Genomic DNA, 25,048 nt, shown 5'->3' with positions numbered 1-25,048 from the left:
CACGGACACAGGCAGCTCAGCAGAAGCAGACGCAGACGCAGACAGCTCAGCAGAAACGGATAGCAGCGATGGCCGCGGAGTACGGACAGGGGCACATACACATGGACCGGCCGGAATTCCGGGGGACCGACGTCAAGGGGTGGCGGCGCCTTCCCGCGGGACTGCGCGCCCCGTTCGAGGCACGCGCCTGGAAGGAGTTCGGCTACCTCCTGCTGAGCCTGCCGATCGGCCTCACGTCCTTCGCCTTCGCGGTCACGATGCTCTCGCTCGGCGTGGGCCTGCTCGTCACCTTCGTAGGCATCCCGGTACTGGCCGGCGCCCTGGCCGGCTGCCGCGGCATCGGCGCCCTGGAGCGCACGCGGGCCCGTGGCCTGCTCGACCTGGACGTCGCCGCCCCGGAGCCGCTGCGTCCCAAGAGCCGCGGCCCGATGGCGGTCATCGGCGCCGTCCTCAAGAGCGGCGCGTCCTGGCGGCACCTGCTCTACTCCGTGGTGCTGCTGCCGTGGTCGCTGTTCTCGTTCACCGTGGCGGTGATCTTCTGGTCGTACGGCTGGCTGATGGTCACGTACCCGCTCTGGTTCTGGCTCTTCCCGATGTACGCGGGGCAGGACGGCATCCAGCTCTACGGCGGCGACGACGGCCACCGCGTCTATCTCGACAACCCCTTCGAGATCGGCCTCACGGCGGGCACCGGCCTGCTGATCACGCTGGCCACGCCGTGGATCCTGCGGGCCCTGACGACCGTGGACCGCCTGCTGGTGGTCAGTCTGCTCGGCCCCTCGCGGCTCGCGACCCGCGTCGTCGAGCTGGAGTCGGACCGGGGCGTGGTCGTGGACACCGCCGCCGCCGACCTGCGCCGCATCGAGCGCGATCTGCACGACGGCGCGCAGGCCCGCCTGGTCGCCCTCGCCATGGATCTGGGTCTCGCCAAGGAGAAGCTGACCGAGGACCCCGAGGCCGCGGCCCGCATGGTGGACGAGGCGCACGGCGAGGTGAAGGTCGCCCTCCAGGAGCTGCGCGACCTGGCCCGCGGCATCCACCCGGCCGTCCTCACCGACCGCGGCCTGGACGCGGCGCTCTCCGCGCTGGCCGCACGCTGCACCGTGCCGGTCCAGGTCGAGGTGGACCTGGTGAGCCGGCCGGCGGCGGCCATCGAGGGCATCGCGTACTTCACGGTCTCCGAGCTGCTCCAGAACATCAGCAAGCACAGCCGGGCGACGCGGGGTTCGGTCGACGTGTGGCGGGCCGAGAACCGGCTGATGCTCCAGGTCACGGACGACGGCTCCGGGGGTGCCGACGCGTCGGCGGGCTCCGGGCTCGCGGGCCTGGCCGAGCGCCTCGACGCGGTCGACGGGATCCTCGTGGTCGACTCGCCGAGCGGCGGCCCGACGGCGATCACAGCCGAACTCCCCTGGCGCAAGGCCTGAGTCGGCCCGCGCCCGCACGCGGCGCGCCGCCCCCGGTCCGTACGCGGGACCGGGGGCGGCGCGGCGCGTGCGGGAGGTACCAGTCTGACGACAGCGCCGGTGGGCGGCCCCGGATCGCGCGATACTGAGGTGCCGGATGTCCGGGCGACGCGATGGACGTCGGGCCGGGGCCGGTCGGACAAGCGCGCCCGGGGGGCCGAAAACAGTGGAGGACAAAGTGCGGGTGGTCATCGCCGAGGATTCAGTGCTGCTCAGGGAGGGCCTGACCCGGTTGCTGACCGACCGCGGACACGACGTGGTCGCCGGGGTGGGCGACGCCGAGGCGCTGATCAAGACGATCACGGACCTCGCGGCGCAGGACGCCCTGCCGGACGTGGTCGTCGCCGATGTGCGGATGCCGCCGACCCACACCGACGAGGGGGTGCGGGCCGCGGTGTACCTGCGCCACCAGCATCCGGGGCTCGGGGTGCTGGTCCTCTCGCAGTACGTCGAGGAGCAGTACGCCACCGAGCTGCTCGCCGGGTCGAGCCGGGGCGTGGGCTATCTGCTCAAGGACCGGGTGGCCGAGGTCCGCGAGTTCGTGGACGCGGTGGTGCGGGTGGCCGAGGGGGGTACGGCGCTCGACCCGGAGGTCGTGGCGCAGCTGCTCGGCCGCAGCCGCAAGCAGGACGTCCTCGCGGGGCTTACCCCGCGCGAGCGCGAGGTACTCGGTCTGATGGCCGAGGGCCGGACGAACTCGGCGGTCGCCCGGCAGCTCGTGGTGAGCGACGGCGCCGTCGAGAAGCACGTGAGCAACATCTTCCTGAAGCTCGGGCTGTCCCCGAGTGACGGAGATCACCGCCGCGTGCTGGCGGTCCTCACCTACCTGAACTCATGACGAGCTGACACCCTGCCAGTGATCGGCAGGGCCGGAAGGGCGGAAGCCGTAGCCGAGCCGGGCCGAGCCACGCCGGAGATCAGAGCCAGACCACAGCCAGACCAGAGCCAGACCGGAGATCAGCGCCACGCCAAGACAGTCCTAGAACCGAAGGATGAGCGGGGAGCGTCATCTATGAAGGGCCGGGGGGTAAGGCAAATCATGGCAAACCAGGACATCGATGCGTCTCAAAAGGACGTCCAAAATGCGATCTACCCGAGGAAGGCACCCCTTACAGACGTAGGGTGGGCCTTGGGAACGCCGGGCGTCCCGGCGTTATCCCTCAGCCGCCTCGAGGGAGGTCCAGTTCAGTGACCAGCCAGGTCAGTAGCCAAGCCGAGCAGGCCGACGGGGCACGCGTCGGAGAGCAACGCAAGCCCGCGGGTGAGAAGGACGTACGGCGCCTGGACCGGGTGATCATCCGCTTCGCGGGTGACTCCGGTGACGGGATGCAGCTCACGGGTGACCGCTTCACTTCGGAGACCGCGTCCTTCGGCAACGACCTGTCGACGCTGCCGAACTTCCCGGCCGAGATCAGGGCGCCCGCCGGCACCCTGCCGGGCGTCTCCTCCTTCCAGCTGCACTTCGCCGATCACGACATCCTCACGCCGGGTGACGCGCCGAACGTCCTGGTGGCGATGAACCCGGCGGCACTGAAGGCGAACATCGGCGATGTGCCGCGCGGCGCCGAGATCATCGTCAACACCGACGAGTTCTCCAAGCGGGCGATGCAGAAGGTCGGCTACGACGTATCGCCGCTGGAGGACGGCTCCCTGGACGGCTACAGCGTGCACCCCGTGCCGCTGACCACGCTGACGGTGGAGGCCCTCAAGGACTTCGACCTCTCGCGCAAGGACGCGGGCCGCTCCAAGAACATGTTCGCGCTCGGCCTGCTGTCGTGGATGTACCACCGGCCGACGGAGGGCACCGAGAAGTTTCTGCGGACCAAGTTCGCCAAGAAGCCCGACATCGCCGAGGCGAACATCGCGGCGTTCCACGCGGGCTGGAACTTCGGCGAGACCACCGAGGACTTCGCGGTCTCCTACGAAGTCGCCCCGGCCGCGAAGGCGTTCCCGACCGGCACCTACCGCAACATCTCCGGGAACCTCGCACTGTCGTACGGCCTGATCGCGGCCGGCCGCCAGGCCGATCTGCCGCTGTACCTCGGCTCGTACCCCATCACGCCCGCCTCGGACATCCTCCACGAGCTGTCCAAGCACAAGAACTTCGGGGTGCGCACCTTCCAGGCGGAGGACGAGATCGCCGGGATCGGCGCGGCGCTCGGCGCGGCGTTCGGCGGCTCGCTGGCGGTGACGACGACCTCGGGGCCCGGTGTGGCACTGAAGTCGGAGACCATCGGCCTCGCCGTCTCGCTCGAACTGCCGCTGCTCATCGTGGACATCCAGCGCGGCGGCCCCTCCACCGGTCTGCCGACCAAGACCGAGCAGGCCGACCTGCTCCAGGCGATGTACGGCCGCAATGGTGAGGCGCCGGTGCCGATCGTGGCGCCGAGGACCCCGGCGGACTGCTTCGACGCCGCTCTGGAGGCCGCCCGGATCGCGGTCACCTACCGGACGCCGGTCTTCCTGCTGAGCGACGGCTATCTGGCCAACGGCAGCGAGCCCTGGCGGATCCCGGACGTGGACGAACTGCCCGACCTGCGCGTGCAGTTCGCCTCGGGGACCAACCACACGGAGGACGACGGCACCGAGGTCTTCTGGCCGTACAAGCGCGACCCGCAGACCCTGGCCCGCCCCTGGGCGGTCCCCGGCACACCCGGGCTCGAACACCGGATCGGCGGCATCGAGAAGCAGGACGGCACGGGCAACATCTCGTACGACCCGGCCAACCACGACTTCATGGTCCGCACCCGCCAGGCCAAGGTCGACGGCGTCCAGGTCCCCGACCTGGAGGTCGACGACGCGCGCGGGGACGCCACCACGCTGGTCCTCGGCTGGGGTTCGACCTACGGGCCGATCACCGCGGCGGTCCGGCGGCTGCGCGCGGCCGGTGTGCCCATCGCCCAGGCCCATCTGCGCCATCTGAACCCGTTCCCGCGGAACCTGGGCGAGGTCCTCGGGCGTTACGAGAAGGTGGTGATCCCCGAGATGAACCTCGGTCAGCTCGCCACCCTCATCAGGGCGAAGTACCTGGTGGACGCGGTCTCGTACAACCAGGTCAATGGAATGCCGTTCAAGGCCGAGCAGCTCGCCACGGCTCTCAAGGAGGCCATCGATGACTGACGCCGGCAATGGTCTGCTGAAGCTGGTTCCCAAGGCCGAGGCGAAGCAGTCCATGAAGGACTTCAAGTCCGACCAGGAGGTGCGCTGGTGCCCGGGGTGCGGTGACTACGCCGTGCTGGCCGCTGTGCAGGGCTTCATGCCGGATCTCGGCCTGGCGAAGGAGAACATCGTCTTCGTCTCCGGGATCGGGTGCTCCTCCCGCTTCCCGTACTACATGAACACGTACGGGATGCACTCCATCCACGGCCGCGCCCCGGCCATCGCCACCGGCCTCGCCTCCTCGCGGCGCGACCTGAGCGTGTGGGTGGTGACCGGTGACGGCGACGCGCTGTCCATCGGCGGCAACCACCTCATCCACGCGCTGCGCCGCAATGTGAACCTGAAGATCCTGCTCTTCAACAACCGGATCTACGGCCTCACCAAGGGGCAGTACAGCCCCACCTCCGAGGTCGGCAAGATCACCAAGTCGACGCCGATGGGATCGTTGGACGCGCCCTTCAACCCCGTCTCCCTCGCCATCGGCGCGGAGGCGTCCTTCGTCGCCCGCACCGTCGACTCCGACCGCAAGCACCTCACGTCGGTGCTGCGCGAGGCCGCCGACCACCCGGGCACGGCGCTGGTGGAGATCTACCAGAACTGCAACATCTTCAACGACGGCGCCTTCGAGGTCCTCAAGGACAAGCAGCAGGCCGAGGAGGCGGTGATCCGCCTGGAGCACGGGCAGCCGATCCGCTTCGGCACCGACAGCTCCAAGGGCGTCGTGCGCGACCCGCTGACCGGCGATCTGGTGGTCGTCGCGGTCACCCCGGAGAACGAGCGCGACATCCTCGTCCACGACGCGCACTCCGCGTCCCCGACGACCGCGTTCGCCCTCTCCCGGCTGGCCGACCCGGACACCCTGCACCACACCCCGATCGGCGTCTTCCGCGACGTCGAGCGTCCGGTGTACGACACGCTCATGGCCGACCAGCTCGACAGCGCCATCGAGCAGAACGGCAAGGGCGACCTCGCGGCGCTGCTCGCGGGCGGCGACACGTGGACGGTCGTCGGCTAGAGCCTGTCCGGCAAGGAAGCCCGGTTCTGGATCGTCAGAGCCGGGCTTCGTCGTACTCCCGCCGCGCTTTCTCCACGTCGTCCATGCGCCGTTCCGTCCAGGCCGCGAGGGTCCTGACCTGCTCGGCGGCCTCGCGGCCGAGGTCCGTCAGGGAGTAGTCGACGCGGGGCGGGATGACGGGCTTGGCGTCGCGGTGCACCAGGCCGTCGCGCTCCAGGGTCTGGAGGGTCTGGGTCAGCATCTTCTCGCTGACGCGGCCGATGGCGCGGCGCAGCTCGCTGAAGCGGTACGAGCGCTCTTCGAGCGCGATCAGGATGAGGACACCCCAGCGGCTGGTGACGTGCTCCAGGACCAGGCGATAGGGGCACATCTCCTCGCCGTCGCGGCTCCAGCTACTTACGGACATACCAGTACCTTACTTCAAAGTGGGTACTTACGGATAGTTAGTGCCGGGCCTAGGGTGAGTGTCAGACCGCTTCGAACAGGAGATTTCAGACATGAGCCTCGTCATCACCGGAGCCACCGGACACCTCGGCCGCCTCGTCATCGAGGGCCTGCTCACCGCCGGTGTCCCCGCCGGGGAGATCGCCGCCGTCGTACGCGACAAGGACAGGGCCGCCGACCTCGCCGAGCGCGGCGTCGAGCTGCGGGCGGCCGACTACAACGCCCCCGAGACCCTGCGCGGCGCCTTCGCCGCGGGCGACCGCGTGCTGCTGGTCTCCAGCAGTGAGGTCGGGCGGCGGGTGGCGCAGCACGGCGCGGTGGTCGACGCGGCGCGCGAGGCGGGCGTGGCGCTCCTCGCCTACACGAGCATCCTCGGCGGGCCCGACGCCGACTTCGACCTGGCGGCCGAGCACAAGGTCACCGAGCGGCTGATCGTCGAGTCCGGCCTGCCGTACACCTTCCTGCGCAACGGCTGGTACCACGAGAACTACACCGAGCACCTGGCCCCGGTCCTCGAACACGGCACCGTCATCGCCTCCGCGGGCGAGGGCCGGGTCGCCTCCGCCGCGCGCGCCGACTACGCCGCGGCCGCCGTCGCCGTCCTGACCGGCGAGGGCCACGAGGGCAAGGCCTACGAGCTGAGCGGCGATGTCGCGTGGAGCATGGCCGAGTACGCCGCCGAGGTCGCGGCGCAGAGCGGCAAGGGCATCTCCTACACCGACGTGCCCGCCGAGCGGCATCTCGCGGTGCTGACCGGGGCGGGAGTGCCGGAGCCCATGGCGGCGATCCTCGTGGACGTCGACGCGGCCGTCGGCCGGGGGCGCCTCGCGGGGACGACCGGCGACCTGGCCCGGCTGATCGGGCGGCCGACCACGCCGCTCGCCGACGCGGTGTCCGCGGGGCTGCGGGGCTGACACGCGGCTCCCGGCCGCGTCAGGAGCGTCATGGGCATACAGGCATGACAGACGGGGGCTCCCGGCGCTACCTTCGGTGCGGGTCCGCGTTCCGACACGGGCCCGCAGGCAGCGTCGGACTGCCGTGTGCCGAGGAGGGGCCGTGGACAGCGGGGAAGCCGGACAGGCCAGGGGTGAGCAGCGCACTGGGCTGCTGAACGGTTTCGCGGCCTACGGGATGTGGGGCCTCGTCCCTCTTTTCTGGCCGCTCCTCAAACCGTCCGGGGCCGCCGAGATCCTCGCGCACCGCATGGCGTGGTCGCTCGTCGTGGTGGGCGTCGTGCTGCTCTTCGTACGGCGCTGGGGCTGGGCGCGCGAACTGGTGCGCCAGCCGCGCAGGCTGGGCCTGGTGGCGATCGCCGCGGCGGTCATCACCCTCAACTGGGGCGTCTACATCTGGTCCGTGAACACCGGCCACGTCGTCGAGGCCTCCCTCGGATACTTCATCAATCCCCTGGTCACCATCGCGATGGGCGTCCTGTTGCTCGGCGAGCGGCTGCGGCCGGTGCAGTGGGCGGCCGTCGCCGTCGGGTTCGCGGCGGTCCTCGTGCTGGCCTTCGGCTACGGACAGCCGCCGTGGATCTCGCTCTGCCTCGCCTTCTCCTTCGCGACGTACGGCCTGGTGAAGAAGAAGGTCAACCTCAGCGGTCTGGAGTCGCTCACGGCCGAGACCGCCGTGCAGTTCCTGCCCGCCGTCGGCTATCTGGTGTGGCTCGGCTCGCGGGGTGAGGCCACGTTCGGCACGCAGGGCGCCGGGCACGCGGCGCTGCTGGCCGCGACCGGCGTGGTGACCGCCGCTCCCCTGGTCTGCTTCGGGGCGGCGGCGATCCGAGTCCCGCTCTCCACGCTGGGGCTGCTCCAGTACCTCGCGCCCGTCTTCCAGTTCCTGCTCGGGATCCTGTACTTCCACGAGGCGATGCCGCCCGAGCGGTGGGCGGGCTTCGGGCTGGTGTGGCTGGCACTCTCGCTGCTGACGTGGGACGCGCTGCGAACGGCCCGTCGCAACGCGGCCCGTATCGCCGCCGCCCGGCGGACCGCGGCGGTCGCGCCGCCCGCGGTCGACGGCGAGCGGGAGCCGGCGGCCTGATCCGCGGGGCACTCCCCGCGAGCGGGCACAGCGGGCACAGTTGCCCCAACGGTCGCGGCTGCCACCGCCGGCTCTAACCCCACGCGCCCGCCGCTGCGGCCCTCTTCGCGTACTCGGTGAAGTCGCGGGGCTCGCGGCCGAGTACGTCGCGGACGCCGGACACGGGTGCGGAGTTGTGGCCCCCGGCCAGGAAGGCGAGCACCTCCGCCAGTGACGTGGCGGCTTCCTCGGGCAGGCCCCGGCCGATCAGCTCGGCCACGTACGCCTCCTCCGTGACGTCCTCGAACCGCATCGGCCGCCCCGACGCCTCCGCCATCTCCGCCACCGCTTCGGCGAAGCTCAGCGAGCGCGGCCCGGAGAGTTCGTACGTACGACCTGTGTGCCCGTCCTCGGTGAGAAGGGCGGCGACCACCTCCGCGATGTCCTCCACGTCGATGAACGGCTCCGGCACGTCGCCGACCGGCAGCGCGAGGCGGCCTTCGAGCAGGGGCGCGTGGAAGACGTCCTCGTCGAAGTTCTGGGAGAAGTTGTTCGGGCGGATCACCGTCCAGTCCACGCCGGCCTCGCGGACCACCCGCTCGGCCTCCGCCATGGACGGTTCGAAGGAGTCGCCGTAGACCTCGATGCCCCGGCCGGACAGGACCACGAAGCGGCGTACGCCCGCCGCCTTCGCCTGCGCGACGAAGTCGGCGATCGGCTCGGGGTCGGGCGGGCCGACCAGGTAAAGGGCGCCCACCCCGGCCAGGGCGGGGGCCCAGGTGGCGCGGTCGGTCCAGTCGAAGGGGGTCTCCGCGGTGCGGGACGCGGCGCGGACGGTGCGGCCCGCCGCGCGGAGCTTGGCCACCACGCGGCGGCCGGTCTTGCCGGTGGCGCCGAGGACGAGGATGGGGCGGCCGGGAGCGGGGGTGTGGGCGGCGGCGGTGGTCGTGGGGTGCTGCGCGTTGTCGGTCATGCGTTCAGCCAACTGCCCCAGGCGTCTCGGCGACATGGGCATCCGTCTTGGCGGCATGGGCGTCCGTCTACCGTGGGGCCATGGACGCTCTGGGGGATCTGCTGCGAGGGGTGCGCGCGGACGGCGCGCTGTTCAACCGGACGGTGCTGACGCGCCCTTGGGAGACGCGCCGTGCCGAGGGGGTGGCGCTCGAACTGATCACGGTGGTGCGGGGCGTGGCGCGGATCGCCGTCGCGGGGGCGGGCGAGCCGCGGACCCTTCGGGAGGGCGGCGCCGCGATCGTGTGCACGAACGCACCGTTCACGCTGGCCGCCGCGGAGCCCGGCGCGGCGGAGCCCGGCGCCGGGTGCGAACTGGTGACCGGCGCCTACCAGTTGGACAGTTCCGTCGGGCGGCGGCTGATCAGCGCCCTGCCGCCGCTCCTCACCGTGCCGGCCGGCGAGGAGTGCATGCCCATCGTGGAGCTGATCGCCGCCGAGATCGCCGCCGACCGGCCGGGACGGCAGTACGTGATGGACCGGATGCTCGACTGGATGCTGGCCTGCACTCTGCGCGAGTGGTTCGACCTGCCCGAGGCCTGCCCTCCCGCCTGGTACCGCGCGCTCGGCGACGACGTGGTCGGCCCCGCGCTGCACGCCATGCACGACGAGCCGGCCCGGCCCTGGACGGTGGCGGCGCTCGCCGCGCGCGCCCAGGTCTCGCGCGCGGCGTTCGCCAGGAACTTCACCGACCTGGTCGGCAGGCCCCCGATGGCCTACCTCACCGAGTGGCGCATGACGCTCGCCGCCGAACTGCTCGCCGAGCCCGGCGCGACGGTCGCCTCGGTGGCGGGGCAGGTGGGGTACGCCGACGGGTTCGGCTTCAGCGACGCCTTCAAGCGGATCCGGGGCATCGCTCCGAGCGGCTACCGCGCCTCGCTGGCGACGTCCCGCGGCGAGAACCCACGCGCTCTGAGCGCGCGCTCCGCGTGACCCGCCTCCCGCGTAACCGGTATAACTAGTTACATGACCACCCTGCACTGGAAGCTAGTCATCGACGCGACCGACCCGCATGCCCAGGCCGCCTTCTGGGGCGAGACGTTGGGGTACGAGGTCGAGGACAACAGCGCGCTGATCGAGCGTCTCCTCGGTTTCGGCGCGGTGCCCGAGGAGGCGGCCGTCGACTTCCGCGGCCGCCGCGCCTGGCGCGACCTCATCGCCGTACGGCACCCCGATGACCCCTACGAGGAGGAGACGGGGGTGGGCCTCGGCCGCCGGATCCTCTTCCAGCGCGTCCCGGAGACCAAGACCGGCAAGAACCGGCTGCACCTCGATGTGCACTCCGCACCCGGGCGCCGGGACGAGGAGGTGGCCCGCCTGGAAGGACTCGGCGCGGCCGTCGAGCGGCACGTCGAGGAACCGGGCGGCGAGTGGGTGATCATGCGGGACCCGGAGGGGAACGAATTCTGTGTCCACTAGGGGTGACGGGTCGGCGATGGCAAGCTTGCGGTGACGTTTCCTCCCTGACCTGACGTCAGCGAGGCGCCCGCCATCTCTGCCATCTCCGCCATCTCTGCCAGCGAGGAGGCCGTCCCCTATGGCCATGAACGGTCGGCTCGTGGAGATCGCGTCGGCGAGGACACGGTGAGCGCCGAGGAGCGGGTGAGCGTCAGGAGGGGCGCGGGGGGCGCGGCCGGTGAGGAGCCCGCGGTCGGCGAGGGGGCCGCAGGGCATGCCGGAGCCCGTGACGGAGCCGTGCTCCGGGCCCACCGGCTCCTGCTCGGCGTCTGCTGCGCCTTCGCCCTGCTGTCGGCGGTCCTCGTACCGCTCACCCTGCCTCTCGGCTGGGACGAACTCGTCTACGCCAGCCGGTACTCCCCTTACGGGCCCGCCACCCCCTTCAGCGCGCCCCGCACCCGCGGAGTGCCGTTCCTCATCGCGCCCGTGGCCCTCTGGAGCGACTCCGTCGTACTCCTGCGGGTGTGGCTGACGCTGCTCTCGACCGCCGCCCTGTACCTGGGGTTTCGGCCCTGGCTGCGCGCCGCGTACCGACCCTCGGTGGCCCCGGTCGCCGCCGCGCTCTACGGCGGGCTGTGGATCACGCTCTTCTACGCGAGCGCGGCGATGCCCAACCACTACACCGCCATGGGCGCCGTAGGCGCGGTCGGCCTCTTCCTCAGGTCGCGGCAGACGCCCCTCACGTACGCGGGGGTCGCGACGGGCGTCGCCCTCGCCACCCTGATGCGGCCCAACGACGGCTTCGCCATAGGGCTGCCCCTGCTCCTCGCCGTCCTGCTGGTGCCCGCCTGGCGGGAGCGCGGCCGCGTCACGGCCGTGCTCGCAGGGCTCGCGGCGGGCGCGCTGCCCTGGGTCGTCGAGGCGTACGTCCGTTTCGGCGGCGTCCGCGAACGCCTGACGGAGGCCAGCGAGGTGCAGGGCGATCTGCGCCCGCTGCTCTCGTTCGTCCACCACCTCACGGTCATGGACGGGCCCCTGCTCTGCCGCCCCTGCGACAACGACGGCATCCGTCCCGTGGCGGCGGAGTGGTGGCTCCTGCTGTGCTTCCTGGTGGCCGTCGGCCTGTGGGCCCTGCGCCGCGACTCCGTGGTCAAGAGCGGGAGCGGGCCCGGAGCCCATCAGTCCCTCCGTCAGCCCGATGGCCCACGCACCCCCACCACCGCCCTCCCCCTCCTCACCGCCCTCGCCATCGCCCTGCCCTATCTCCTCCTCGTCCCCTACGCCGCCCCCCGTTTCCTCCTCCCCACCCACGCCCTGCTCGCCCCCACCGCCGCCCTGGGCCTCCTCACCCTGCTGGGCTACGCACGGGCGTCCCGGCCGCGGTGGGCCGGTGTCGTCGTGCCGGGCCTCGTGCTCGGCGGACACCTGGCCGTGCAGGTCCTCCTCGCTCACGGCAACGCCACGATCCAGGCGGGCGCCCGAGGCGACTGGACGCGGATCGCCGAGGCGCTCGAGCGGCACGGCGTCGGCAACGGCTCCCGGAGCGGCAGCGACGCCGACGAACCCTGCGTGCTGGACGGCAACACCGCCGTCATCCCGCTCGCCCACGTCGCCGGATGCGCGCCCGGCGGCCCGGCGGGCGATCCGCGTGCGCCGGACGCCCTCGTGCTGCGCAGGGCGGCGCCCCCGCACTGGGCGCGCGACTGGCCCCACCACGCCGTGCCCGGCACGTACGCCTCCGGGTGGGTCATCCACGTACGCCCGTAAGGGTTCAAGCCCCCGCGCCCCGAGAACCCGGGGCGCTGACACCGGCCTCGCCCGGTCCGTGCCCGCCCCCCCCGCCCACCCCCTGGACGACATTGCTTGCGCATGCATATAGTGCGCGTGCAAGTAATTGCCGCGCCCGGTCGCACCGGGCCACACCCAGGGGGATACCCATGACCCGCTCGTTCCTCTTCGTCGTCGGCAGCGCCCGCCGCGAGGGCAACACCGAGATCCTGGCCCGCAAGGCCGCCGAGCAGCTGCCCGCGGAGGTCGAGCAGCGCTGGATCCACCTCGCCGACCACCCGCTCCCCGACTTCGAGGACCTGCGGCACGACGCCACCCGCCCCCGCGCCCGGACCCGCCCCGAAGGCGATCAGGAGGCGCTGCTCCTCGACGCCACCCTCGCGGCCACGGACATCGTCATCGTCTCGCCGCTGTACTGGTACTCGGTGTCGGCGACCGTCAAGCGCTACCTCGACTACTGGGACGCCTGGCTGGAGACCCCCGAGATCGCGTTCCAGGAGTCGCTGAAGGACCGCACCCTGTGGGGCGTGACCGCGCTCGCGCACTCCGAGGAGGAGGTGGCCGAGCCGCTGATCGGCACGCTGAACCACACCGCCGCGTTCTTCCCCATGCGCTTCGGCGGGGTCCTGCTCGGCAACGGCAGCCGCCCCGGCAACGTCCTGGACGACGAGCAGGCGCTGCTGCGCGCCAAGACGTTCTTCGCGCAGGAGCCGCCGCTGGCCCGCTACCCCTACGACAAGGCGTGAGGACGGCGGGCGCCCGGCTCACGCCATGATGTCCTTCGCCCCGAACCGCGCCCACGCCGCCGAGCCGAAGACGGCGGCGTAGAGCCCCTGGATCTGGAAGTTCTTGATGAGGTCGTCCCAGTAGACGGGCTCGCGCATCAGATCGGCGAAGGACAGCCAGTAGTGGGAGAAGAAGTAGGGGTGCAGGGCGTCCAGTTGCGGGATCTGGTCGAGGATCTGGACGGTGATCAAGAGCCCGACCGTCGTCGCCATCGCCGCGATGCCGCTGCTGGTGAGCGTCGAGACGAACAGGCCGAGCGCCGCCACTCCGATCAGTGACGCGGCGACGACGAGCGCGATGAGCAGGGCCCGCACCAGCCCCTCGCCGAAGCCCATGCGCGTACCGGAGATCGTCGTGACCTCGCCCAGCGGGAACAGCAGCGCGCCCGTCGCGAGCGCGGACACGGCGACGACCAACGTCGCGACCAGGCAGAACGTCAGCGTGGTCGCGTACTTGACGAGGAGCAGCCGGGTGCGTCCCGCGGGCGCGACCAGCAGATAGCGCAGGGTGCCCGCGTTCGCCTCGCCCGCGATGGCGTCGCCCGCGACCACGCCGATCGCCATCGGCAGGAAGAACGGCAGCGTCGCGGCGAGCGCGGTGAAGACCAGGAACAGGCCGTTGTTGGTGACCTGCGCGATGAACGCGGGGCCGCCGCCCTCACCGCCCCCGCCGACCGTCGAACCGTCGCTCGTCTCGATCCTGACGGCGACGCCGACGAGCACCGGCACCGCCGCGAGCACGCCGAGCAGCGCGATGGTCCGCCAGCGGCGGAAGGTGATCGCCAGCTCGCTGCGGAAGAGGCCGAGCGTCCAGATCCACCGCGGCTCCCTCGGGGCGCCCGCCCTTGATACGTCCACGACCTCAGCCCGCGACATCGAAGCCCTCCCCGGTGAGCGCCACGAACGCGTCCTCCAGCGAGGCCCGTTCGAGCCCGAAGCCGCGGACGCGTACGCCCGCGCCGACCAGCGCGGCGTTCAGATCGGCGAGGTCCGTCTCCCGGCCCGAGTCGTCCTCGCCCGGCGGCTCGCCCGTCACGCGGTCCTCCGCCAGGACGAGGTCGCGCACGCCGTGCTCCTTCAGGACGCGGGCCGCCTCGCCCGGGTCCGGTGTCGTCACGACCAGCCTGCCGCGCGCGCCCGCCGCCAGCTCGGCGACCGGGCCCTGGGTGATCAGGCGGCCGCGGGTCATCACGGCGGCGTGCGTGCAGACCTGCTCGATCTCGTCGAGGAGGTGCGAGGAGAGGAAGACGGTCGTGCCCTCGGACGCCAGCTCCCGCACGAGGGTGCGGATCTCGCGCATGCCCTGCGGGTCGAGGCCGTTCGTCGGCTCGTCCAGGACGAGGAGTCTGCGGGGCTGGAGGAGGGCGGCCGCGAGGCCGAGCCGCTGCTTCATACCCAGCGAGTACGCCTTCGCCTTCTTGCCGGCGGCCGCGGTGAGGCCCACCCGGTCAAGGGCGGCATCGGCCCGCGCCCGCCGGGTGCGGGGGTCGGCGGCCGGGTCGGCGGAGTCGTACCGCAGGAGGTTGTCGCGGCCCGAGAGGAAGCCGTAGAGGGCGGGGCCCTCGATCAGCGCGCCCACGTGCGGGAGCACGGCGCGGGTGGCGCCCGGCATGGGCCTGCCGAGGACCCGGGCGGTGCCCGAGGTCGGCTCGATGAGGCCCATCAGCATGCGGATGGTGGTCGTCTTGCCCGAGCCGTTCGGCCCGAGGAACCCGAAGACGCTGCCTTCGGGGACGGTGAGGTCCAGCCGGTCGACGGCGAGATGCCTGCCGTAGCGCTTGGTGAGCCCGCGGGTCTCGATGACGTACGCCGCGCCGTCCCGGCCGTCCGGCTCCAGATGTCCATCCCGGCCGCCCGGCTCCAGATGCCCGTCGAGCGCGTCGGCACCGCGCACCGGCCCCCCGTCACGCGGCTCCCCGCCACCGGCCGGCGCTCCACCCCCACACGGCTCCTCGTCACCCTCCGCCCGCGCCTCGCCCGGCGTGGGCCGTCCCCCGATGGTGTCCGGCACCGCTTCCTCCCGTCACCCGACTCCCGGCTCCCCGCTCCCGGTGTTCGACGGTGCCGCCGCCCGGCGCCACCGTCGAACACCGCTCAGGCCCCACGCCTAGTGGGCCGCGTTCGCCGCCTTGACCAGCGCGTCCTTCGTGACCGCGCCCGCGTACACCGTGCCGTCGTCGGTGATGAGGGCGTTGACCAGGCGGGTCGAGAAGACCGTGCCGGAGCCGAACTTGCCGCTGACCTGGTCGCCCAGCGAATCGAGCAGCTTCTGCGCGTCCGGCGGGACGTCGCCCGAACCGGACGTCGGCAGGCCCTTGCCACCAGGCAGCTTCAGCTCGGCGATCGAGCTCCAGCCCTTGCCGATGACCTTCCAGTCGTCCAGGCCGTTCAGGTCCTCTTCCTTGAACTCCTTGCCGCCCTTGTTCCTGTCCTCGGTGTCACGCTCGCCCTTGGCGTGTTCGTCGGCCTCGGTGACCTTCGCGCCCTTGGGCGGCGCGAAGTCGAACGTGTCCGCCGACGGCTTCCCGAAGTCGACCTTCGTGAAGCCCGCGTCGATCACCGCGGCACCCCCGGCGGCCGGGGTGAGGGTGAACTTGAGCGGCGTACCCGTCTTCGCGTCCACGGCGACCGTGATCCGGCCGACCGTCGAACCGGTCTGCTTCGGCTCGATGACCAGGCGGTAGGCGTCGCGGCCCGCGACCTGCGCGGTCCCGTCGACCTTCACCGACGTCGTGTCGTCGACGGCCTTCAGCGCCTGCTCGGCGAACTCCTTGGGCGTGGCGGGAAGGTCCTCCGGGACCTCTCCCTTCCCGGACTCGTCGCCCGAGACCTGGAAGCCCTTCGCGTGGTACGCCTCGTTCGACGCGCTGTCGTACGCCCACACCTCGTCGCCGTTGTGGATCAGGCTGTACTCGGAGGCGTCGCCGAGGACGGACACCTTCTGCTTGTCGGGGCCATCGGCCGCGACCCGCAGGGTGTGCGTGCCCGAGGCCAGCTCCATCAGCTTGTCCTTGGGGTCGGCGGCCGAGCCCTCGCCGTCGCCGCCGCGGTCCGCGCCGCCACCGCCGCCAAGGCCGCCCGGCACGCCGCCCAGCGACGGCAGGCCCAGATCCGTGCTGATCTTGACGTTGCCGGAGAGCTGCTGCGTGTCCGACGCGGCTATCTTCTCGACGAGTTCCTGAGCCGTGACCTTCGGCAGATCCGGGTCGCCCGAGGTGGCGAGCGCCGGGACGAGCCCGATGGTCGCCGCGGCCACCCCCGCCACCGCGACCGGGACCACGTAACGGGCCGCCTTGCGGCGGCCGGTGCGCGGCTCCCCGGCCTCACTGGTGTCCTGTTCCGGTTCGTACGGTGCCATTGTGTGCCCTACCTCCGTGGTCGGCGGCGGCCTTCCCTGTACGTGCTTGTACGTGCATACATGCGTACGTGCCATCGTCCACCCCGCGCCGCCATTCTCACCCGAATTGGTCAGGAGTGGTGGTCCTTGCTGGGTTCTATCCGACCAAATCGGCCGACGATTGGCGTCAGACCCCGGGCTCAACTCCACGTACTGCCCAGGGATGACATGAAGCGGCGGCGCCTCCCCCGTCCCGTAGGGGTGACGCCGCCGATCGTCAGTACTGGTCGGCCCAGTCGGCCGTGACCACTCAGCCGGCCCGGTGCACGACCAGGTCGCAGAGTTCCACCAGGGAGATCTTCGCGTCGCACGCCGGCAGCGGCGCCAGCGCGGCCCGCGCCTCCTCCGCGTACCGCACGGTGTCCCGGCGGGCCTGCTCCAGGGCGGGGTGCGCGCGCAGCAGGGAGAGCGCCTCGGCGTGCCGGGCGTCGTCGGTGAGGTCGGAGTCGAGCAGCTCGCTCAGGGCGATGTCCTCGGCCAGGCCGAGCCGCGCGACGCGCTCGCGCAGCCGCAGGACGGGCAGGGTGGGGATGCCCTCGCGCAGGTCCGTGCCCGGCGTCTTGCCGGACTCGTGCGAGTCGGAGGCGATGTCGAGCACGTCGTCGGCGAGCTGGAAGGCGACGCCGAGCCGCTCGCCGTACTGCGTCAGGACGTCGACGACCGTCTCGTCGGCGCCCGACATCATCGCGCCGAACCGGCAGGCCACGGCGACCAGCGAGCCCGTCTTGCCGCCGAGCACGTCGAGGTAGTGGTCGACCGGGTCGCGTCCCTCGCTCGGCCCCGCGGTCTCCAGGATCTGTCCGGTCACCAGGCGTTCGAACGCCTCGGCCTGGATGCGGACGGCCTCCGGACCGAGGTCGGCCAGGATGTACGAGGCGCGGGCGAAGAGGAAGTCACCGGTCAGCACGGCCACGGAGTTGCCCCAGCGCTGGTTGGCGCTCTCGACGCCGCGGCGCACGTCCGCCTCGTCCATCACGTCGTCGTGGTAGAGCGTCGCGAGGTGCGTCAGTTCGACGACGACGGCGGAGGGCACGACGCCCGGCGCGTACGGGTCGCCGAACTGGGAGGCGAGCATTACGAGCAGCGGGCGGAAACGCTTCCCCCCGGCGCGGACGAGGTGCTGGGCGGCCTCCGTGATGAAGGGGACCTCGCTCTTGGTGGCCTCTAGCAGGCCCTCCTCAACAGCCGCCAATCCTGCCTGGACATCGGCTTCGAGAGCCTGGTCCCGCACGCTCAGCCCAAAAGGCCCGACGACGGTCACGAGAGGTTCTCCTGTCTGCTGACGATCACATGGCGAACTCGGTCGATCATTGGATCTCGGTCGATGACACGGTTTGTCGATGTGTCGCTGCCATCACTCAAGTCAGCGTATCCGGTCGCGTTTCGATCACAGCGAGCACCTGCCCGCACAAACGCGGCCGGGCACTCCCCGATCACCACCGGTATGTTCGTGATCAGCCCATACAACCGATAGGCCCGACCCGCACCACTGAGCGAGCAATGACCGGGAGCATCCGCTTTGTCCCGTACTACTGCCGAGTACGAGCCGTCGCCGGAACCGCCGGCGGACCCTCCCCCGGGCGACGACCACGCCTCCTTCGGGCAGCCCCGCGGACTTCCACTGAGGTACCTCCCATGACGCACCTGAAGATCCGATCCGAAAGCGACTTCCCGTACGGGACGACGCACGAGGACATCCGCGTACCCCTCGCCGACGGGACCACGCTCTACGCGCGCGTGTGGCGCCCGGTGACCGACGAGCCCGTCCCCGTGCTCCTCGAATACCTCCCCTACCGACTCAGCGACTGGACGGCGCCCCGCGACTGGCAGCGCCACCCCTGGTACGCGGGCCACGGCTACGCCTCCGTGCGCGTCGACGTCCGCGGCCACGGCAACAGCGAGGGGCTGCCCACCGACGAGTACTCCGCGCAGGAGCTGGCCGACGGCGTGGAGGTGGTGAACTGGCTGGCCGCGCAGGACTGGTCGACCGGCAAGGTCGGCATGTTCGGCATCTCCTGGGGCGGCTGCAACTCCCTTCAGATCGCGGCCCTCGCGCCCGAGCCGCTCAAGGCGATCGTCACCGTCTGCTCGGCGGACGACCGCTACGACAACGACGTGCACTACCTGGGCGGTTCCGTCCTCGCGGTGGACATGCACGCCTGGGCCGCGACGATGCTCGCCTTCGTCGCGCGCCCGCCGGACCCGTACTTCGTCGGCGACGCGTGGCGCGAGATGTGGCTGACGCGTCTCGAAGCCGTCGAGCCGTTCCTCCACACCTGGCTGAGCCACCAGACCCGCGACGACTACTGGCGGCACGGCAGCGTCTGCGAGGACTACTCCGCGATCGGTGCGGCGGTCCTCGCGGTCGGCGGCTGGCACGACCCGTACCGGGACACGGTCCTGCGCCTGGTCGAACACCTCCCGGACGACCGGGTACGGGGACTGATCGGCCCGTGGTCGCACCAGTACCCCGACCGGGGACTGCCGCCCGGCCCGGCGATCGGCTTCCTCCAGGAGACGCTGCGCTGGTGGGACCACCACCTCAAGGGCGTCGACACGGGCATCATGGCCGAGCCCAAGCTCCGCTCCTGGATCAGCGACTCGCACCCGCCGGCGACGGTCTACCCGGAGCTGCGCGGCGGCTGGGTCGGCGACCCCGCCTGGCCCTCCCCGAACGTCACCCCCACTGTCTACGCCCTCCAGGGCACCCCCCAGCTGGTCGACTCCCCGCAGCACACCGGCCTGGACGCGGGCCGCTTCTTCCCCTTCGGCAACGACGCCGACCTGCCGCCCGACCAGCGGGACGAGGACGCCAAGTCGGCGTGCTTCGAATTCGAGGTCCCTGCGGAGGTACGGATTCTCGGGCGCCCCAAGGTGACCCTGCGGCTGCGGATGGACGTGCCCTTCGGCCAGGCGATCGCCCGCCTGTGCGACATCGCGCCGGACGGCTCGTCCACGCTCGTCACCCGGGGCGTGCTGAACCTCTCCGCCCGGCACGGCAGGGACCGCGCGGACGCATGGCCGCTCGGTGCCACCGAGGACGTGACCTTCGACCTCAACGGCATCGGCCACACCTTCCCTCCGGGCCACCGCATCCGCCTCGCGGTCTCCTCCGCGTACTGGCCGTGGATCTGGCCGCAGGCGGACTCGGCCGGCTTCACCCTGGACCCGGTCGGCAGCTCCCTGGAACTGCCGGTGCGAACCGGCGACTTGGACCAGACGATCACCTTCGAGCCCCCCGAGCAGGCCGAACCGCTCGGCGTGGTCCACCCCGCGACGCTCGACGAGGAGAGCCCCGAACGTCTGGTCGTACGCGATGTGGCCAAGGGCGAGTGGCGCCTGGAGGTCGACCCGCGCTACGGCGGTACGCGCGTGTACCCCGACGGCCTGGAGTTCACCGAGGACGCCGTGGAGACGTACACGATCCACGAGAACGACCCACTGAGCGCCCGCACCCGCTCCGACTGGACGATCCGCCTGCACCGTCCCGAACTCGCCTGGGACACGAGGGTCGAGACGCACTCGGAGATCGCCTGCGACGCAGCGGACTTCATCACGACGAACGAGGTCATCTGCCGGGACGGCACCGAGGTGGTCTTCCACCGCACGTGGGAACGGCGGATTCCGCGGACGGCGGGGTAGGGCGGGCGGGGCGGCGGATCGGCAGGTCGGCGTCCCCTCGGACCACTCGGACCACTCGAACCGGGCGCCGCGGTTGCCCCCGACCATGTGCGACTTGAGGGGCCAACAGGCACTGGCAGCGAGGGTGAGCCTTTGGGGCGCTCTCAGAGCCGGGCGTCCGTGGCGCCCTGGGCGGCCGCGAGTAACCCCTCCAGAAAGACCGCGACGCCGTCCTCCTCGTTCGATCGGGTCAACTCGTCCGCCACTGCCTTGAGTTCGCTGTGGGCGTTGGCCATCGCCACGCCGTGGGCCGCCCACCGGAACATGGGGATGTCGTTCGGCATGTCGCCGAAGGCCACCGTGTCGGCGGCCGTCAGGCCCATGCGCTCGGCGGCCAGCGCGAGGCCGGTCGCCTTGGTCACCCCGCACGGTTGCAGCTCCACGGTGCCGGGCCCCGACATCGTGACCGTGGCGAGCGAGTCGACCGCCCCGCGCGCCACCTCCGCCAACTCGTCGTCCGTCAACGCCGGATGCCGGACAAGCACCTTGCTGATGGGCACCTCCCAGAGCACGTCACGCCCGGGTACGCGGACCGCGGGGAGCGTGGGGTGCGGCATCTCGTAGCCGGGCTCGATCAGCGTGAGGCCGTCCACGCCGTCCTGGTCGACGGCCGCGAAGACCTGCCCGACCTCCGCCTCGATCTTCCCGAGCGCGACCTCGGCCAGCTCACGGTCGAGCGTCACCGACCACACCATGCGGTGCGCCCCGGCGTCGTAGAGCTGCGCACCCTGTCCGCAGACGGCGAGACCGGCATAGCCGAGATCGCCGAGAAGCGACCGCACGCGCGGCGCGGGCCGCCCCGTCACCACGAGGTGCCGCGCGCCCCCCTCACCCGCGGCGGCCAGCGCCCGCCGCGACCGGTCCGAAACCGTGTCGTCGCCGCGTAGCAGCGTCCCGTCCAGGTCAGTGGCGATAAGTGCATATGCGAGGGGAGCGGCCATGATCCAGAGAATACGGATCCTGAGCCGCGCCGGAAGCGGCTTGGCAAGGCCGGTGCGGGAGGAGGGAGGTGGGAGCCATCAGGGTTCACCAGAAAGTGGAACCTCTCATTCCGCAGAACGGACTGAGAAGGCGCGTACGCCACGACCCGTACCTTCACTTCGAGGCACGTAGCTGAAGCCGTCAGTGCCAACCCGAGCTGGAGCGCGCCCGGTCCGTGGCGGACAGGGCCCCGGTCAAGGGCCGTTCCGCCACCCGCGACATGACTGACCGAACTGCCATGAGCCGGGACAGCGCGGCCGTCGAAGAGTGAACTCGGAGAGAGCCGCACCACCCCCGGCAAGACTTACCGGACATCACGCACTCTTCAGGCACTGCCGTAACAGGGGCCTTCACACGTAACGTGTGGCACACCCCTATGGAAAGCGAGGCAGGTACGCATGTCCGAGCAGACCCCGCTCGACCCGGCCGCCGGTGACACCCCCGGCCTCCCCGAGAGCGACTCCATCGGCCTCTCCGAGGGCGACCCCTTCGGCCTGCCCGAGGGCGATCCCTTCGGACCGCACAACCTCCCCTACGGCGTGTTCTCCCTGGCCGGGGAGCGCACCGACCAGCGCAGGGTCGGCGTACGACTCGGCTCGTACGTCCTGGACGCGGGTGCTGCCGCCGCCGCGCTCGGCTCCCCCTATGTGTCCCTCCTCGCCCGGCCCACCCTGAACGCTCTCCTCTCCGCGGGCCGCACCGCCTGGTCCGACGTGCGGCGCGCCCTGACGGCGTGGGTGACCGTCCCGTCCTACCGGGATTCCGTACGCCCCCTGCTGCACCCCCTCTCCGACGTCACCCTGCACCTGCCGTTCGAGGTAGCGGACTACGTCGACTTCTACGCCTCGGAGAACCACGCGACGAACCTGGGCAAGATGTTCCGCCCGGACTCGCCGACCCCGCTCACCCCCAACTGGAAGCACCTGCCCATCGGTTACCACGGCCGGTCCGGCACCGTCGTGGTCTCCGGGACGGACGTGGTGCGCCCCTCGGGCCAGCGCAAGGCACCCTCCGACACCGCCCCCGTCTTCGGCCCCTCGGTCCGCCTCGACATCGAGGCGGAGGTCGGGTTCGTGGTCGGCGCCCCCTCGACGCACGGAACTCCCGTGCCCCTCGCGGACTTCCGCGAGCACGTCTTCGGCCTCACGCTCCTCAACGACTGGTCGGCGCGCGACATCCAGGCCTGGGAGTACGTCCCCCTCGGCCCGTTCCTCGGCAAGTCCTTCGCCACCTCGGTGTCCGCCTGGATCACCCCCCTCGACGCACTGGACGCGGCCCGGGTCGCGCCCCCGGAGCGCACGCACCAGCTGCTGCCCTACCTGGACGACTCCGCCGAGTCGGCCACGGACGAGCCCGGCGGCTACGACCTGCGCATGACGGTCACGCTCAACGGCCACGTCATCTCCGAGCCGCCCTTCTCCACCGTGTATTGGACGGCCGCGCAGCAGCTCGCGCACATGACGGTCAACGGCGCCTCCCTGCGCACCGGTGACCTGTACGGCTCGGGCACGGTCAGCGGCCCCTCGGCCGGTCAGTACGGCTCCCTGATCGAGATCACCTGGAACGGCCGGGACCCCCTCGAACTCCCCGACGGCAAGCGGACGTTCCTGGAGGACGGCGACGAGGTCACGCTCTCGGCGTGGGCCCCGGGGCCGGACGGCACCAAGGTGGGCCTCGGCGAGGTGACGGGCCGGATCGTGGCGGCTCGGTAAAGCCACCGAGCGGCGATCCGGTCGCGGGGCGGCGCCGCCGAGTCCGGCGCCGCCCCGCGGCCAGCACGGCCCTCCCGCCCAGGCGGCCCCGTCACGACGGCTACCGGGACTGACCTCAGGACGCCCAGTCCGGCTCCTCCTCGTCACCCCAGCCCAGCTCGGCGTCCCCGCCCGGCGCCGACTGCGGGCCACCGGAGGAAGCCTCCTCGGCGGGCGGCACATCCCCGCCGGGCGCCCCGCCCGAGCCAGCGAACTCCGCGACGACCCCGACCACCCCCTCGCCATACGTCGCCCGCTTCTTCTCGCCCACCCCGCTGATGCCCGCGAGGTCCCCCACGGACGTGGGCCGCAGCGTGGCGATCTCGCGCAGCGTCGCGTCGTGGAAGATCACATACGCGGGGACACCCTGCTCCTTGGCCTGGGCGCCGCGCCAGGCACGCAGCGCCTCGAAGACCGGCACCGCCTCCGGGGCCAGCTCGGCGACCGCTGCCGCCGCCTTCGCCTTGCGCTCACCCTTCGCGGCCCGCGCGGCCGGGGCCCGCTTCGGCTCCTTGCGCAGCCGCACCTCGCGCTCCCGGCCGAGGACGGATCCGCTCGTCTCGGTGAGCACCAGCGTGCCGTACTCCCCCTCGACCGCGAGCAGGCCCTGCGCCAGCAACTGCCGCACCACGCCCCGCCATTCGGCCTCGGCCAGCTCCTCGCCGATACCGAAGACCGAGAGCTGGTCGTGGTCGAACTGGATGACCTTCGCGGTCTTCTTGCCGAGCAGGATGTCGATGATCTGGCCCGCGCCGAACTTCTGGCCGCGCTCACGCTGAAGGCGCACCACCGTGGAGAGCACCTTCTGCGCCGCGACCGTGCCGTCCCAGGTCTCGGGCGGGGCGAGGCACGTGTCGCAGTTCCCGCACGCCTCCGGCGCCTCCTGGCCGAAGTACGTGAGCAGCTGGGCCCGGCGGCACCGCGCGGTCTCGCAGAGCGCCAGCATCGAGTCCAGGTGGGAGGCGGCCCGGCGCCGGAACGCCTCGTCGCCCTCGCCGCCCTGGATCAGCTTGCGCTGCTGGACGACGTCCTGAAGGCCGTACGCCATCCAGGCCGTCGAGGGCAGGCCGTCCCGGCCCGCGCGGCCCGTCTCCTGGTAGTACCCCTCGACCGACTTGGGCAGGTCGAGGTGGGCGACGAAGCGGACGTCCGGCTTGTCGATGCCCATGCCGAAGGCGATCGTGGCGCAGACGACGAGGCCTTCCTCCCGCAGGAAGCGGGACTGGTGCCGCGCGCGCGTGCCGCCGTCGAGCCCCGCGTGGTACGGGACCGCCTCGATGCCGTTTTGGCACAGGAACTCGGCGGTCTTCTCCACCGAGTTCCGCGAGAGGCAGTAGACGATGCCGGCGTCGCCCGCGTGCTCCTCCTTCAGGAAGGACAGGAGCTGCTTCTTCGGCTCGGCCTTGGGCACGATGCGGTACTGGATGTTGGGCCGGTCGAAGCTCGCCACGAAGTGCTTGGCGTCCGGCATGCCGAGCCGCTCGGTGATCTCCCGGTGCGTGGCGTGCGTGGCCGTCGCCGTCAGGGCGATGCGCGGGACGTCCGGCCAGCGCTGCCCGAGCACGGAGAGCGCCAGGTAGTCGGGCCGGAAGTCGTGCCCCCACTGCGCGACACAGTGCGCCTCGTCGATGGCGAAGACGGAGATCTTGCCGCGCGAGAGGAGGTCCAGGGTGGCGTCCAGGCGCAGCCGCTCCGGGGCGAGATAGAGCACGTCCAGCTCGCCCGCGAGGAACTCGGCCTCCATCACGCGCCGCTCGTCGAAGTCCTGCGTGGAGTTGATGAACCCGGCGCGGACACCGGCCGTCCGCAGCGCGTCCACCTGGTCCTGCATGAGCGCGATGAGCGGGGACACCACCACGCCCGTGCCCGGTCTGACCAGGGCCGGGATCTGATAGCAGAGGGACTTGCCGCCGCCGGTGGGCATGAGGACGACGGCGTCGCCGCCGGCCACCACGTGGTCGATGACCGCTTCCTGCTCGCCGCGGAAGGCGTCGTACCCGAAGACGCGGTGGAGTGTGCGCAGCGCGTCGCTCTGCGTCACCCCGCCGGTCATCGTCCCGGTCGCTCCGCCCGGCGCCGATACCGGAGCCGTCACCTCGCCCATGCCCTTGGTCCCATCCATCGCCCTGCCCCCCGCCGTACGTCCTGCCTCG

20 protein-coding genes are annotated in these 25,048 nt (G+C 71.7%); 12 read left to right on the top strand and 8 right to left on the bottom strand.

The genetic code is table 11. The features are described 5' to 3' along the window. Window positions 1-68: 68 nt before the first annotated feature. From CP975_RS20635 to CP975_RS20620, 4 genes are all read left to right on the top strand, one after another. Window positions 69-1,427 carry a sensor histidine kinase gene (locus CP975_RS20635; RefSeq protein ID WP_055528256.1) on the top strand — a complete coding sequence of 453 codons (1,359 nt, stop codon included), beginning with the start codon at window positions 69-71 and terminating at the stop codon, window positions 1,425-1,427. Between the two features lie 217 nt (window positions 1,428-1,644). After that, window positions 1,645-2,304, top strand: coding sequence for a response regulator transcription factor (locus CP975_RS20630; RefSeq protein ID WP_030782716.1), 660 nt, complete (start codon window positions 1,645-1,647; stop codon window positions 2,302-2,304). 350 nt (window positions 2,305-2,654) lie between these two features. Further along, window positions 2,655-4,586 (top strand): 2-oxoacid:acceptor oxidoreductase subunit alpha, encoded by a 1,932-nt coding sequence (locus tag CP975_RS20625; RefSeq protein ID WP_055528254.1) that lies wholly within the window; start codon window positions 2,655-2,657, stop codon window positions 4,584-4,586. Then, window positions 4,579-5,640: a 2-oxoacid:ferredoxin oxidoreductase subunit beta gene (locus CP975_RS20620; RefSeq protein WP_055528253.1), complete on the top strand. Its 1,062-nt coding sequence runs from the start codon at window positions 4,579-4,581 to the stop codon at window positions 5,638-5,640. The genes CP975_RS20625 and CP975_RS20620 overlap by 8 nt, the downstream gene beginning before the upstream one ends. Window positions 5,641-5,674: 34 nt before the next feature. Here CP975_RS20620 and CP975_RS20615 read toward each other — a convergent pair whose 3' ends face one another. Beyond that, window positions 5,675-6,046 carry a winged helix-turn-helix transcriptional regulator gene (locus CP975_RS20615; protein WP_055528252.1) on the bottom strand — a complete coding sequence of 124 codons (372 nt, stop codon included), beginning with the start codon at window positions 6,044-6,046 and terminating at the stop codon, window positions 5,675-5,677. Window positions 6,047-6,137: 91 nt separating this feature from the next. Here CP975_RS20615 and CP975_RS20610 point away from each other — a divergent pair, with 91 nt between their 5' ends. Then, window positions 6,138-6,998: an SDR family oxidoreductase gene (locus tag CP975_RS20610; protein WP_055528251.1), complete on the top strand. Its 861-nt coding sequence runs from the start codon at window positions 6,138-6,140 to the stop codon at window positions 6,996-6,998. A 142-nt stretch (window positions 6,999-7,140) separates the two neighbouring features. Then, window positions 7,141-8,124 (top strand): EamA family transporter RarD, encoded by a 984-nt coding sequence (rarD, locus tag CP975_RS20605; RefSeq protein WP_055528250.1) that lies wholly within the window; start codon window positions 7,141-7,143, stop codon window positions 8,122-8,124. 73 nt (window positions 8,125-8,197) lie between these two features. Here rarD and CP975_RS20600 read toward each other — a convergent pair whose 3' ends face one another. Continuing rightward, on the bottom strand, window positions 8,198-9,076 hold the full coding sequence (locus CP975_RS20600; protein ID WP_150477208.1) for an NAD(P)H-binding protein: 879 nt from the start codon (window positions 9,074-9,076) through the stop codon (window positions 8,198-8,200). 80 nt (window positions 9,077-9,156) lie between these two features. On the opposite strand from CP975_RS20600, the gene CP975_RS20595 reads away from it, so the two are divergent. From CP975_RS20595 to CP975_RS20580, 4 genes are all read left to right on the top strand, one after another. Further along, window positions 9,157-10,047: an AraC family transcriptional regulator gene (locus CP975_RS20595; RefSeq protein WP_055528249.1), complete on the top strand. Its 891-nt coding sequence runs from the start codon at window positions 9,157-9,159 to the stop codon at window positions 10,045-10,047. A 33-nt stretch (window positions 10,048-10,080) separates the two neighbouring features. Further along, window positions 10,081-10,533, top strand: a complete 453-nt coding sequence (locus CP975_RS20590) for a VOC family protein (protein ID WP_055528247.1) — start codon at window positions 10,081-10,083, stop codon at window positions 10,531-10,533. Window positions 10,534-10,716: 183 nt separating this feature from the next. Further along, window positions 10,717-12,279 carry a hypothetical protein gene (locus CP975_RS20585; RefSeq protein ID WP_246201577.1) on the top strand — a complete coding sequence of 521 codons (1,563 nt, stop codon included), beginning with the start codon at window positions 10,717-10,719 and terminating at the stop codon, window positions 12,277-12,279. Window positions 12,280-12,449: 170 nt separating this feature from the next. Further along, a complete protein-coding gene (locus CP975_RS20580; protein ID WP_150477207.1) occupies window positions 12,450-13,046 on the top strand; it encodes a flavodoxin family protein in 597 nt (198 codons plus the stop codon). 18 nt (window positions 13,047-13,064) lie between these two features. Here CP975_RS20580 and CP975_RS20575 read toward each other — a convergent pair whose 3' ends face one another. The 4 genes from CP975_RS20575 to CP975_RS20560 form a co-directional block, all read right to left on the bottom strand. Further along, entirely contained in the window at window positions 13,065-13,961 is an 897-nt protein-coding gene (locus tag CP975_RS20575) for an ABC transporter permease (RefSeq protein ID WP_055532501.1), read from the bottom strand. Then, a complete protein-coding gene (locus CP975_RS20570; RefSeq protein WP_150477937.1) occupies window positions 13,948-14,922 on the bottom strand; it encodes an ABC transporter ATP-binding protein in 975 nt (324 codons plus the stop codon). Before CP975_RS20570 ends, CP975_RS20575 begins: the two co-directional genes overlap by 14 nt. Window positions 14,923-15,192: 270 nt before the next feature. After that, a complete protein-coding gene (locus CP975_RS20565; protein ID WP_055532502.1) occupies window positions 15,193-16,443 on the bottom strand; it encodes a LolA family protein in 1,251 nt (416 codons plus the stop codon). Between the two features lie 289 nt (window positions 16,444-16,732). Further along, on the bottom strand, window positions 16,733-17,743 hold the full coding sequence (locus CP975_RS20560; RefSeq protein WP_055532503.1) for a polyprenyl synthetase family protein: 1,011 nt from the start codon (window positions 17,741-17,743) through the stop codon (window positions 16,733-16,735). Window positions 17,744-18,117: 374 nt separating this feature from the next. On the opposite strand from CP975_RS20560, the gene CP975_RS20555 reads away from it, so the two are divergent. Further along, on the top strand, window positions 18,118-20,124 hold the full coding sequence (locus CP975_RS20555; RefSeq protein WP_055532504.1) for a CocE/NonD family hydrolase: 2,007 nt from the start codon (window positions 18,118-18,120) through the stop codon (window positions 20,122-20,124). Between the two features lie 143 nt (window positions 20,125-20,267). On the opposite strand, the gene CP975_RS20550 is transcribed toward CP975_RS20555, so the two are convergent. Next, window positions 20,268-21,104: an HAD family hydrolase gene (locus CP975_RS20550; RefSeq protein ID WP_055532506.1), complete on the bottom strand. Its 837-nt coding sequence runs from the start codon at window positions 21,102-21,104 to the stop codon at window positions 20,268-20,270. Window positions 21,105-21,542: 438 nt separating this feature from the next. Here CP975_RS20550 and fahA point away from each other — a divergent pair, with 438 nt between their 5' ends. Beyond that, complete coding sequence (gene fahA, locus CP975_RS20545) at window positions 21,543-22,856, top strand: fumarylacetoacetase (protein ID WP_150477206.1); 1,314 nt, start codon at window positions 21,543-21,545, stop codon at window positions 22,854-22,856. A gap of 115 nt (window positions 22,857-22,971) precedes the next feature. On the opposite strand, the gene recQ is transcribed toward fahA, so the two are convergent. After that, window positions 22,972-24,948 carry a DNA helicase RecQ gene (recQ, locus tag CP975_RS20540; RefSeq protein WP_150477205.1) on the bottom strand — a complete coding sequence of 659 codons (1,977 nt, stop codon included), beginning with the start codon at window positions 24,946-24,948 and terminating at the stop codon, window positions 22,972-22,974. Between the last annotated feature and the right edge of the window lie 100 nt (window positions 24,949-25,048).

This window comes from Streptomyces alboniger, from assembly GCF_008704395.1.
Lineage (GTDB): Bacteria > Actinomycetota > Actinomycetes > Streptomycetales > Streptomycetaceae > Streptomyces > Streptomyces alboniger.
This window is presented reverse-complemented; position numbering and strand designations above follow the sequence as displayed.